Genomic DNA, 12,813 nt, shown 5'->3' on the forward strand with positions numbered 1-12,813 from the left:
GACAACCTATTTTTATTAAGCGTTTGTTTTTAGAAGAGAACGAGCCTCTTTAGCAGCTTGAACCATATGCTCTAAAGCAGGTATAACTTCTTCGGTTCTTCTTGTTTTTAAACCGCAGTCTGGATTAATCCAGAAGTATTTTGGATCACATACTTTTAAGGATTGTTCTACAATTGTATACATCTCATCTTTACTCGGAACACGAGGGCTATGAATATCATAAACACCTAAACCGATTCCTTTTTCATATGTTGTATGCTCTAATGTATGAATAAATTCACCATGACTTCTTGATGTTTCGATAGAAATAACATCGGCATCTAATGCGCGAATAGCATCTACGATGTCCTCAAAGTTACTGTAACACATATGTGTATGAATTTGTGTTTCATTCGCTACAGAAGAAGTTGCTAGAAGGAATGATTGAACAGCCCATGTAATATATGTGTCCCAATCTTTCTCTTTTAGCGGCATCCCTTCGCGAAGTGCTGGTTCGTCGACTTGAATAACACGGATACCAGAAGATTCAAGTAATTCGATTTCATGGCGAAGTGCCAATGCAATTTGATATGAAACTTCTTTTCGTGAAATATCATTTCGAACGAATGACCAGTTTAGAATTGTCACCGGACCGGTTAACATACCTTTTACAACTTTATCTGTAAGGCTTTGTGCATATGCAGTTTCCTTAATTGTCATTCCATTAATAAAGGCCACATCGCCGTAAATTACAGGTGGTTTCACACAACGGGAACCATAAGATTGCACCCAGCCATTCTTCGTGAAAGAGAAACCAGCAAGGCGTTCACCAAAGTATTCTACCATATCAGTTCTTTCAAATTCACCATGTACAAGTACATCAAGACCAATATTTTCTTGATGACGAATCCACTTTTCAGTTTCTTTTTCGATAAATTGTTCATATTGTTCGTTTGTAATATCACCACTTCGCCATTGTTTACGCGTTAGACGAACTTCAGTAGTTTGTGGGAAGCTACCGATTGTTGTTGTTGGAAGTAGCGGTAATTGTAATGCTTCTTGTTGCAGTGCATAGCGTTGTTCGAATGGAAGAGGACGAGAAAAGTCTTCTTCTTTAAGAGCTGCCCGTGCTGCTTTCACATCTTCACGATTACGTGCAGCTGAAGAACGTATAGCCTCGTGAGCGGTGCGGTAAGTAGCTAATTCAGTACTAACACTTTCTGCACCTTCAGAAAGCGCACGTTTAATTAATGTAAGTTCTTCTAACTTTTGATTTGCAAATGCAAGAGCATCAAAAAGTTCTTTTGATAAATGTGTTTCTTCTGTTTTGTCAATTGGAGTGTGTAGTAAACTACAAGAAGGTTGAACAATCCAATCTTTCGGTGTCACACGGTCCTTTAATGTTTTAAATAAAGAAAGAACTTCATCGAGATCGGCTCTCCAAATGTTACGACCATCTATACAACCAACAGCTAAAATTTTGTCTGTTGGGAAACCATGCTCTAAAATAGCTTTTACATTGCCTTCTTTACCGTGAACAAAGTCCAATCCAATGCCGGATACAGGGAATGTAATAATCTCTTCATAGTTTTCTTCTACGCTATCAAAATAAGTTTGTAGAATAAGAGATACATGTGGTACTTCTTTACGAATTGTTTCATAAAGTTCTTTAGCTTCTACAATTTCTGTTTTTGTTAAAGATGCAAAAATCGGCTCATCAATTTGTACGAAGCGTGCGCCAGCTTCGTGTAATTCAGTTAATAGTTGTACATAAGGTGCAACTAGTTGGTTTAAAATAGTAGTAAATTGCTCTGGTTTATAACCTTTTGCTAATTTTAGGAATGTATAAGGTCCTAATATAACTGGCTTTCCATCGATGCCTAATTCTTGTTTTGCTTCTTCATATAGGCGAAGAGGTCGATTATCTTTTAAAGAAATATCTAATCCTTCTTCATATTCAGGAACAATATAATGATAGTTCGTGTTAAACCATTTTGTCATTTCGGAAGCAACGTGATCTTTAGAGCCTCGTGCCATCGCAAAATATACATCAAGATAAGAAGAAAACTCAGAAAAACGTGATGGAATAAAGCCGAGCATGTAGGCTGTGTCCAGCACATGATCATAATATGTAAAGTCGCCAATTGGAATTAAATCGATTCCTTTTTCTTGTTGAACTTTAACATGTTGCAGACGAAGCTCTTTCATTGTTGTTGAAAATTGTTGCTCATCAATCTTATTTGACCAAAAAGCTTCCAACGTTTTTTTCCATTCTCGGTGTAATCCAATACGTGGATACCCTAAACTACTTGTTTGAATTGCCATTTAAATTTCCTCCCTAATTGAAAGTAAGCATTTCCGTTTACTCGGAAATGCATGTAACGAAAAGTATAAAGGTACAGAAAATAGCCCTTTCTCCTCGTTCATAACACCTAATCATCATCCGTGAGTCTATCAGTGTTGTTAAAATAGGCAGGTCTCCTGGCTTATGCTTTATACGATTTCTTTCACCTTCCCGTTTTCACAGTGGTATAGAAAAGAAGTCTCTGCACTTACAGTGGCGGAACCGCGTTGGAATTTCACCAAACTTCCCTTTTAAACAAGAAATAAGAAACTTCGTGTACCTATTTTCCTTTATGAAAGGAATTTAACAAGCGAATATGATATTGAAACAAATTCTAACATAATTTTTAAAATTTTGTCTACTGTTTTGAAATAAGAATATTTTAAAGTTTTTAATTCTTATTATTCAGAAAATTAAACTAATAAAAAAGATGTTTTTCATCATTAACTCCCATGCAAGAATAACGAGAAAATATGAGATGAGTATCAAAAGAAAACAAATGTTTATTGATTAGAAAGTAGATAAGAACAAAAATAGAGAAAAACTGCTCGTAAGAACTTGATTAAAGAGAATTCTTACGAGCATTGGGGAGAAAAGCATCTAAGTATAGAAGTTTTACTATATATCCATTCCAATTTCAGAAAGACATCCAGCGCTTGCATCCTTATGTAGCTCATTTAACCAACATAATTCAACGCTAATATGCTCAATAACACTTTTTAAAATATAAAGTTGTGCACGCGGAACACTTTCTTTGCTATGTTCATATATGGATTGCATTGTATGTAAATATTGAATCGTGTCATCCCTTTTTTTTTCTAAAATAGGAATGAGTGTTTTTTCATCACCAAAATGAGTGAAAGATAGTGCTGAATAGATTGGTTTATATATTTGGTTTTTTGCTGCAAATTGTTTTAAAAGCAGTGCATGGAAAAGGTCTATTCCTGTTTTAGTTATATGAAAAATAGTCTTATCTGGTCGATTGGTATCTCGTACTACGTTTGTAACTGCAATTGCTCCTTGCTTTTCTAATTGTTCAAAAGCGTAGTAGAGGGAGCCTTTTGCATATTTAATATAACAATCCATTTGCCGTTCTTTCATTGTGTGTTGCACTTCATATGGATGTTTATCTCCTTCGAGTAGTAAACCGAGAATGACTAGTTTCATACTCATGCTGTCTCAACTCCTGTAATATAAACTTTATACATAGTATAAACGGTATATCTCTTTCGATAAAGAGATATACCGTTTCATTTTGTCATATATTAACTTACTTGTTTTTGTTTTTTCGTTGTTCCAGTTAAGAGACGTTCTTTACCCATCATTGTAATGCAGATAATACTTAGAATAGCTGGGATAAGCGCCCAGAAAAATGTATCGGCAATAGATATCGCGAGCGCTTGTTTAATTCCACCCAATATTTGAGGTGGAATCTTTTCAGTGGCATGCGGTGATAATAAAAAGCTTGTATCCCCGCCTTTGGGTGCCATCTTTGCTAACTCTGGAGGAAAAACGATTTTTAATTTTTCAGTGAAAATATGGTTTTGAATCGTACCAAAAATTGTTACACCAAGAGTCATACCGAGAGAACGGAAGAATGAGTTTGTGGATGTGGCAGAACCTCGGTCTCTCATTTCTAAGTTATGGATGGAAGACATACTTAAAACTGAGAAAGAGAAGCCGACTCCAAGTCCAGCAAGAATCATAAAGAGTGTTACGAGTACGCGTGGTGTTTCCATTGTTAAGGTGCTCAGTAAATAGATGCCAAGTACAAAGAAAATGCCTGATACGACCATGATGTTACGGTAACTTGTTCGTGAAGCAAATTGTCCACCTGTTTGGCTTCCAATTACAGAACCAACCATCATCGGTGTTAAAATTAATCCAGCATTTGATGCTGAACCACCGAGGACGCCTTGGACAAAGATTGGAATATAAACTGTGCAAATAATAAAAGCTGCTCCATAGAAAAAGGCAACACCTTGACTTGCTGCAAATAACTGCTTTTTAAATAAATGGAAAGAAATAATCGGTTCTGTTGCTCGTTTTTCTACAAAGATAAAGATAATAAGCATAATAGCAAAAGTAGTAAATAATCCAAGAATCATATTGGAATTCCATGCGTATTCCTTACCACCAAGTTCTAGTGCAAACATTAAGCAAACAATGCTTATTACAAGTGTAATAGCACCAGCCCAATCAATTTTTTGTTTTTTATATTGCAAAGATTCTTTGTAGTACTTGGAAATGAAGAAGAAAGAAATAAGACCTAATGGAATATTGATATAAAAGACCCAGTGCCAACTTATATAATCAGTAATATAAGCGCCTAATAAAGGACCAAATACGCTTGACGTTCCAAAAACTGCTCCAAATAATCCCGTCATTTTCCCGCGTTTTTCTGGTGGGAATATATCATACATAATTGTGAAGGCGATTGGCATGAGGGCACCGCCACCAATTCCTTGAATTGCTCTGTAAATACTCAGCTGTTCAATGCTTGTTGCTGTAGCACAAAGAATAGAGCCAACTAAGAAGAGAAGTAACCCGCCGATATAAAAACGTTTACGACCATACATATCTGAAAGTTTTCCGAAAATTGGCATTCCCGCCATTGTTGCTACCATATAAGCTGATGTGACCCAAACAAATTTGTCAAATCCTCCTAGGTCTCCAACAATTGTCGCCATGGCAGTGGCGACGATTGTATTATCCATTGCTGCCATTAAAATACCAAGTAACAATCCCGCAACAACAAATTTTGTTTTATTTACTTTGTTTTGAGATGTTTGTTCTTGCAAACATACCCCTCCTTTTATATAAGATTCATTGCTCTTTAGGAAAATCTTATTAGTAGTTCTTGCTTTAGTATGTCTTTATGTAACGACTATAAGTTTACTACTCCTTTTACCAAAAGTAGGATAAAAAATAGAGAGCATAAACTTTATTATAGTCAAATTTGACTAAAAGGTAAATCTTTTTACTTTATTCTTCTATTCGCGGCCAGTGATACCCTACTTCGAAATTTGGTGGAAGAGAAGGGGAAAGTGGGGAGATAAACGGTTCGTAAAAGCCTGATGGATAAGGAATTTTATATTGGAAAAAACAAAAGGAAGCTGATGGTAGTATGGTATCTCTATTTAAAATGGTTTTTTAATTGTATTGTCGAATAAATAAAGAAGAAATATAAAAATGGTGAAGACGTATATTTTTATTGAGAGAAAATAGGAAGGTGTTTTAAAGGGAACGAATTGGAGAAGGGGGTTTTATTATTGAAGAGAGCAGAATAAATTTGTACAGATAATAACATCTGGAATGAGGTGAATGGTTATTGTGAAAATGTGGGAAATAGGTTTAGATAAAGAATTGTTTCCTTTGTCTTTGCAGCCTGTTATGTGGATGGAAGGCGGTTCGAAAGAAGTTACGAGCAAACAATCTAACCCCAATGTAGAAGTAACATTACAAATTCGCAGTCAAAAAGAGAAGAATTTTTCACAAAAAGTTGTTTATGATGTACATGAAATTCTCTTTATTCAATTAGAAGCTGAAAACATAGGAAGTGAAGGGGTTTCTCATGTAATCGTTAGTCATATGATTCGAGATCATTTTGCATATATCCCCAATACATTACACACGAATAAAGGAATGGGAGAGTTTTTATTTCAACTTGTAAGGTGGCGTATTGATGAATTACTATCAGGTGAAAAGGCTCAATTAATCTGTCAGGTCAAAGCGTCACGTATACAAATCCCGTCCAGTATTTCATTACGTGCTACATACACGTTCCAGCAGAAAGGCCGATTATATGGACCACTACAAACAAAAGAAGTGATGTTGATACAATAAAAAGGAACCCGAACTGGGTTCCTTTTTTAATGAAGGTTATGCTTTTTTAGTAATTCTTTTTGTTCCAAACCTTTTTTTCCTACATAGTTATTTTTATATCCAAAGTATAAAATAAATAAGAAAGAAGCAACATTTATGATTGCATCAATTTGGTCATTTGTAATAAATGAAAGCCCGAACGATTCAAATAATAGTTTTAATGATAAGAGAAATCCGGCTAAAAAACGAAGGATGTCTGAAATATTTTCTTTTTGTAACATTTTCTTCTCCCTTCCATAATGGATATATACTATATATATGAAATAAAAAAGAAGATGAATACAAGTTGTAAGGAGAAATGGATAATAAGAACGTCCATTTTTTGTTTTGTAAAAAAACATTATTGTAATAGAAACATATAGTAGTATAAAAGGGGAGAATGCATGAAGCATAAAGGGAAAATTAGTGGTTTGTTGTTTGGTAATATAATTGCTAAGTTAGATGAAAGGTCTTTTGGAGCGGTACTTAGTATTTATATTATACAAATGATATTAAGTTATTATTTTGGACATCGTTACGATCAAAAGCAGCATGGAAATAGTGAGTTGCAGGAGATAAAAAGTAGAGAGTTTATGGTTTCATTTTTTGGAAAGTTAGCTGCTTTATCGGAGAGAAATAGCTATGAAATTACTATATATATTATATCTATTAAAGAGTGGAGAGAGTTAATAGATAGTATGCAAGATAAAAAAATAAATGAATTGGTTCGAAAAAGTGATGTTGTTACGAAGTGGGAAGAAAATAAGTATGTAATTATTGCGGTGGACAATGGATATATGAAATCGACATTACGGGATCGAATATTAAAGAGTGTTGAAGAGGAATTAGAGGATGATGTCGTGAATATTACGCTTTTATTTGATACTGCCACATATGCAATAGATGGAAGGACATTAGAAGAATTGTTGAGTAAAGCGAAAACTCAATTGTATTAGGAAAGAAATTTGAAAAATACGGAAGAAAAAGAGAATTTTTATAACAAATTTTTCTCTTTTGTTACAAAAAAATAGTATTTTGTAACAAAAGTCTTTAAAAATAGATTTAAACATCATATAATTGTGATGGATGTGTCAATACATTTTTGCACAATGGTTTTTCATTTAAAAAGTGTAGGGGGAAACATTCTCTACACTTTTCCTTTTAAGGGGATAAAAAGAATATTTGTAAATTGTTGCAAGTAAACCTTTACACTGTGTAAAATGGACAAGAAAAGATTGTAGGGGGAAAAGAAGTTGAAATATAATAAAATAGCAATTGTAGCAGTTTTATCTATGACATTATTAGCTGGTTGTTTCGGACCAAAACCAGAAGAGGAATTATATGTAGCATTTGAAAATGCTGCGAAGCAAGAAAAGCCGATGTTTGAAGAAGCGAAAAAATTAGAGACATTAGAAAAAGAAGGTCAAACATTATATGGTCAAATTGTGCAAGAAGGAAAAGATAATAATCAAGCTGTGAAAGAGAAGTTAGATCAAGCAATGAAAAATACAGCGGAACGTGGAAAAGTAATCGATAAAGAGAAAGAAGCATTGAACAAAGCACAAGAAGAAGTAAAATCAGTTGAAAAATATGTGAAAAAAATCGAGAATGGTAAATTAAAAGAACAAGCAGATAAAGTGAAAAATACATATGAAAAACGACATGAGTCTTTTAAGAAGATGTATGATAACTATAGTAAATCATTAAAATTAGAAAAAGAGTTATTTACAATGCTTCAAGATAAAGAAGTAAAATTAAAGGATATTAGTGATAAAGTAAAAATGGTGAACGAATCTTATAAAGGTATTGATGCTGAAAAAGATAAGTTTAATGAATATACAAAATCATATAATACAGAAAAAGTAGCATTTTATAAACAATCGAATATTAAAATAAAAGAAGAGAAAAAATAAAGCAGGCTGGCCGTTATGGCCAAACCTGCTTTATTTTTTTGTATACGTACGGCGATACCAAGGAATCGGTTCGCTTAATTTTTTTTCTTGTTTTAGTGCTTCCGGCCCAATGTAGTCTTGAAGTGTTTTTTTCGCTATTGCTAAAGAAAGAGTTGTTTTTGGGTTTCTATAGGAAGATTCGAGGCTACCGAGATGCGGGAGATTACTGAAATCATCTTTTGTAGGAGGAATATGAAAAAAGTAGTCACCTAATCGAACGAGAACATCTGATTGTTGCTGACTAAAGCGTGGATTTCTAGAGAAATGTAACCCTTCTTTTATCGCTTTCTTTTCGTTAATCAAACGCTCTAAAGCAATCTTTTTCAACCAATATAAATATTTAGGATTTGTAGCAGCTTTGGCATGCCGGTTCACAATGAAAATAGATTGAGCCAATCGATCAATAGAATGTTGTTTGCGTGACTGAGACTGTGGTTGTGAAGGTTTCATAGTGGGACCCCTTTCTAGTTTTTCAATATTATAGCATAAATAAAAGTAGTTTTTATTATATACAAAAAATGATTGTGTATATTTTCAATATTAAAGCAATATTGTTACAAAAAACAACTATTTTGTATAATAGTGATAGGAATGGTTTTTAGAAATTTGATAATGAAAGAGTGAGAAGTGTGAAAGATATATTGAAACAACAATATGCTATTATTGATATTGGTTCAAATACGATGCGATTGGTGATTTATGAAAAACAAAGTGGGGGTTTTTATAAGGAAATTGAAAATACAAAAGTTGTGGCACGATTAAGAAATTATTTAATAAATGGGGTGCTGATAGAAGAAGGAATGAATATACTACTGCAAACACTACTTCAATTTCAGGAAAGTACAAGGTTTCACGGGTTACATAATGTGCTATGTGTTGCGACAGCAACCATTAGACAAGCAAAGAACCAAGAAGAAATAAAAAAGCTTGTAGAAGGAAAAACTGATTTTGTACTTAGGGTTTTATCTGAATATCAAGAAGCACGTTATGGTTATTTAGCTGTGATGAATTCAACTTCTTTTACGGAAGGAATTACTGTCGACATCGGTGGAGGAAGTACAGAGGTTACGTATTTTCGTGATCGAGAAATTATAGAATATTATAGCTTTCCTTTTGGAGCACTTTCTTTAAAACACCAATTTATTCATCATGAGACACCAACTGCAGAAGAATTAGAAGAATTAAGAAGATATTTATGGTATCAATTTGAAACGTTACCTTGGTTAAAGGGAAAAGGGTTACCTCTTATTGCGATAGGTGGAAGTGCTCGGAATATGGTGAAGATTCATCAAAACATAATTTCTTATCCAATAGCAGGTTTACATTTATATAAAATGAAGGAAGCGGATATAAGGGATGTAAAAGAGGAATTAGAAAGTCTTTCTTTTGTGGAATTACAAAAGTTAGATGGGCTAGCAAAAGATCGTGCTGATACAATTATTCCAGCGGTAGAAGTATTTTATATGCTAGCAAACATAATACAAACCTCGTCCTTTGTATTAAGCAGGAAAGGATTGCGAGAAGGTGTTTTCTATGAGGAACTTACAAAAAATTTAGGTGTTTCTTATTATCCGAATGTGGTAGAGGAGAGTTTACACTTATTGTCCTATGAATATGAAATGGATATGAAATTTGTTGTTCAACTTATCAAGCAAGGCACGTTAATTTGTAAACAACTTGAAGAGTCTGAAATTATTTGTTTTTCAGAAAAAGATTGGTGTATATTTTATCAAGCCGCGAAGGTGTTTAATATTGGAAAATACATAGATGCAGAAGCAAGTCGTCTACATACATTCTATTTATTGGCGAATAAAACAATTGACGGCATGATGCATAAAGAGCGCATTAGGCTTGCACTTATCGCATCTTATAAATCGAAAATGTTATTTAAACAGCATTTGAAACCATTTGAAGGATGGTTTGATAAAAATGAACAAAAAAAGATTCGCTTGTTAGGAGCGATTTTACAATTTTCTGCTGCTTTAAATGTGAGGCAAAGGGAACTGATTGAAACGATTCAAGTGAAAAAAAATAAAGAGGGGCTTGTTTTTCATATTATGTGTGAACAATCGGCTTTAGCAGAAAAAGTGCAGGCTGAAAAACAAAAAAAACTACTTGAAAAAGTATTGAAGATGAACATTCAACTCATGTTTGAAGGGGAATGTTAGGTTATACGGACGTCTTTACAAAAAATTTACACTTAAATAATTTGGAATTTGATACAATAAATGTAACTAAATTATATTGAAAAAGTTTCAAAGGGAAGTGTGAGAGAAATGGAATTGGTGAAGGAGAATCCTGTAAATTTCAATGATACAGCTTACTATAATAACCGCGAATTAAGTTGGCTTGCTTTTAATGAACGTGTGTTGCAAGAGGCGCAAGATGAAAGTAATCCACTTTTGGAAAGGTTAAAATTTATCAGTATTTTTAGTTCGAATTTGGATGAATTTTTTATGGTACGCGTTGCAGGATTAAAAGATCAAGTAAAAGCGGGCTTTAATCAACCAGAAAATAAAGCTGGCTTAACACCGAAACAGCAAATAAATAAAATTGCTACGAAAGCTCATGAATTGATGACAATTCAGTATAATACATTTAAAAATACTGTGTTGCCAGCACTTGAAATGGAAGGTATCGAGCCGTTAACGTTTCAAGATTTAACGAAAGAACAACGTGAATTTATTGAAGAGTATTTTGATGAACAAATTTTCCCTGTGTTAACCCCCGTGGCAATAGATGCATATCGCCCGTTTCCTATGTTGTTAAATAAAAGTTTAAACTTGGCTACTATTTTGTATGATGGAAAACAAACAGAGGAAGAGAATCGAACAAAGCTTGGAATCGTTCAAGTGCCATCATTGCTCGAACGTTTTATTTTTTTACCGAGTGAAGACCAAAAACATAAATTTATTTTATTAGAAGATGTAATTAGTAGCTTTACTCATAAATTATTTACAGGATATAAAGTATCCTCTGTTACGCGTTTTCGTATTACACGTAATGCGGATTTAACAATTCATGAAGAGGGTGCGCGAGATTTATTAAAAGTGATTGAAAAAGAGCTAAAGAAACGTAAATGGGGAGCGGCTGTTCGTTTAGAAATTGGCAAAGAGCATGTTGATGAAAGAGTTTTAGCTCTATTATATGAAGTGTTAGAAGTGAAAGATGAAGATGTATATATGATGGATGGACCATTAGACCTAACATGCTTATTCTCCTTATATAAAAAATTAGCACCTTTATATGAGCATCTTGTTTATCCAGCTCTTATACCGCAGCCACCTCAAGATTTAGATGATGAAGAAGACGTATTTGAAAAAGCGATAGAGCATGATATTTTACTACATCATCCGTTTGAATCTTTTCAACCAGTCATTGATTTTGTGCGTGATGCGGCAGATGATCCGAATGTACTAGCAATAAAACAGACGTTATACCGTGTAAGTGGGGATTCGCCGATTATTCAGGCGTTAAAGACTGCAGCTGAGAAGGGGAAACAAGTAACAGTACTTGTTGAATTAAAAGCACGTTTCGATGAAGAAAATAACGTCCATTGGGCAAAGGAACTCGAACAAGCTGGTTGCCACGTTATTTATGGTGTAAGTCATTTGAAAACACATAGTAAAATTACCCTGGTTGTAAGAAGAAAACACGGAAAAATCGAAAGATTTGTACATTTAGGGACAGGAAATTATAATGATGCGACAGCAAAATTATATACAGATTTTGGCTATATTACATCTCGAAAAGATTTCGGGGTAGATGCGACAAATTTCTTTAATTACTTGAGTGGTTATACAACAAAGCCACATTTTCATCACTTGTCAGTAGCACCGTTTGATATACGTCATCAATTTATGGAATTGATCGATGAAGAAGTCCGTTATCATAAACAATATGGAAATGGGCATATTGTGGCAAAGATGAACTCATTGACAGATAAACCGTTAATTCAAAAATTATATGAAGCATCACAAGCTGGAGTAAAAATAGAGCTTATTGTTAGAGGAACGTGCTGCTTGCGACCTGGTATTCAAAATGTCAGTGAAAATATTCGTGTAACTAGCCTTGTTGGACGTTATTTAGAACATAGCCGTATTTATTATTTTCATCACAATGGGGATGAAAAAGTGTACTTATCTTCAGCTGATTGGATGACAAGGAACATGGAAAAACGGGTGGAAATTTCATTTCCAATTTTAGGATTTGAAATGAAAGCACGAATCAAAGCAATTTTGCAGCTTATTTTAGCGGATAATGTAAAAACACGTGAACAAAATAAAGATGGTGAATACTATTATGTAATAAATAATGGTTCACAAGAAATTGATAGCCAAGTGAAGTTATTTAAGATGGCCTATCAAAATACAGATGCGGAGTAATGTGTAAATTCAAAAATGATATAAAGTCATCTTTTTTAGGTGGGAGAGAGGATCCGTCCATACATAGAAGCGGTCAGATCTTTTTTCAGCCCCATGCCAAGTGAAAACAAAGAGAGAAAATGAGTAGAAGTTTCCTAGCAGTGACTGATGTGCCAACAAATTAAAATGGATTTATATATTAAATAGTAAGTTTAATAATTTGTGAACAAGTAAACTCCTGAATTCAAGGTTATGAGAATACGACGAAAAAAGCCTCTTGCAAATGAAGAGGCTTTTTTCTCATAGTTTT

General features: G+C 33.8%; 10 protein-coding genes and 1 riboswitch. Of the genes, 5 read left to right on the top strand and 5 right to left on the bottom strand.

All coding sequences use genetic code 11. The features are described 5' to 3' along the window. Positions 1-15 precede the first annotated feature (15 nt). From metE to HRG09_RS02685, 3 genes are all read right to left on the bottom strand, one after another. Positions 16-2,304, bottom strand: coding sequence for a 5-methyltetrahydropteroyltriglutamate--homocysteine S-methyltransferase (gene metE / locus HRG09_RS02675; protein ID WP_174099218.1), 2,289 nt, complete (start codon positions 2,302-2,304; stop codon positions 16-18). 129 nt (positions 2,305-2,433) lie between these two features. Next, positions 2,434-2,622, bottom strand: a riboswitch (cobalamin riboswitch). Positions 2,623-2,941: 319 nt separating this feature from the next. Then, positions 2,942-3,496 carry a PadR family transcriptional regulator gene (locus HRG09_RS02680; protein WP_174099219.1) on the bottom strand — a complete coding sequence of 185 codons (555 nt, stop codon included), beginning with the start codon at positions 3,494-3,496 and terminating at the stop codon, positions 2,942-2,944. A 92-nt stretch (positions 3,497-3,588) separates the two neighbouring features. Beyond that, positions 3,589-5,124, bottom strand: coding sequence for an MDR family MFS transporter (locus HRG09_RS02685; protein ID WP_174099220.1), 1,536 nt, complete (start codon positions 5,122-5,124; stop codon positions 3,589-3,591). Between the two features lie 532 nt (positions 5,125-5,656). On the opposite strand from HRG09_RS02685, the gene HRG09_RS02690 reads away from it, so the two are divergent. Then, a complete protein-coding gene (locus tag HRG09_RS02690; RefSeq protein ID WP_174099221.1) occupies positions 5,657-6,169 on the top strand; it encodes a hypothetical protein in 513 nt (170 codons plus the stop codon). Between the two features lie 26 nt (positions 6,170-6,195). Here HRG09_RS02690 and HRG09_RS02695 read toward each other — a convergent pair whose 3' ends face one another. Further along, on the bottom strand, positions 6,196-6,429 hold the full coding sequence (locus HRG09_RS02695; protein ID WP_174099222.1) for a phage holin: 234 nt from the start codon (positions 6,427-6,429) through the stop codon (positions 6,196-6,198). Between the two features lie 162 nt (positions 6,430-6,591). On the opposite strand from HRG09_RS02695, the gene HRG09_RS02700 reads away from it, so the two are divergent. Together HRG09_RS02700 and HRG09_RS02705 are read left to right on the top strand one after the other, a co-directional pair. After that, complete coding sequence (locus HRG09_RS02700; RefSeq protein ID WP_174099223.1) at positions 6,592-7,143, top strand: nucleotidyl cyclase domain-containing protein; 552 nt, start codon at positions 6,592-6,594, stop codon at positions 7,141-7,143. A 336-nt stretch (positions 7,144-7,479) separates the two neighbouring features. Continuing rightward, positions 7,480-8,100 carry a YkyA family protein gene (locus HRG09_RS02705; protein WP_174099315.1) on the top strand — a complete coding sequence of 207 codons (621 nt, stop codon included), beginning with the start codon at positions 7,480-7,482 and terminating at the stop codon, positions 8,098-8,100. Between the two features lie 30 nt (positions 8,101-8,130). Here HRG09_RS02705 and HRG09_RS02710 read toward each other — a convergent pair whose 3' ends face one another. Next, complete coding sequence (locus tag HRG09_RS02710; protein ID WP_174099224.1) at positions 8,131-8,589, bottom strand: YkyB family protein; 459 nt, start codon at positions 8,587-8,589, stop codon at positions 8,131-8,133. Between the two features lie 179 nt (positions 8,590-8,768). Here HRG09_RS02710 and HRG09_RS02715 point away from each other — a divergent pair, with 179 nt between their 5' ends. After that, positions 8,769-10,307 carry a Ppx/GppA family phosphatase gene (locus tag HRG09_RS02715; RefSeq protein ID WP_174099225.1) on the top strand — a complete coding sequence of 513 codons (1,539 nt, stop codon included), beginning with the start codon at positions 8,769-8,771 and terminating at the stop codon, positions 10,305-10,307. Positions 10,308-10,415: 108 nt separating this feature from the next. Beyond that, positions 10,416-12,524 (top strand): RNA degradosome polyphosphate kinase, encoded by a 2,109-nt coding sequence (locus tag HRG09_RS02720; RefSeq protein WP_174099226.1) that lies wholly within the window; start codon positions 10,416-10,418, stop codon positions 12,522-12,524. Positions 12,525-12,813 lie beyond the last annotated feature (289 nt).

The organism is Bacillus sp. Xin1, from assembly GCF_013314535.1.
Lineage (GTDB): Bacteria > Bacillota > Bacilli > Bacillales > Bacillaceae_G > Bacillus_A.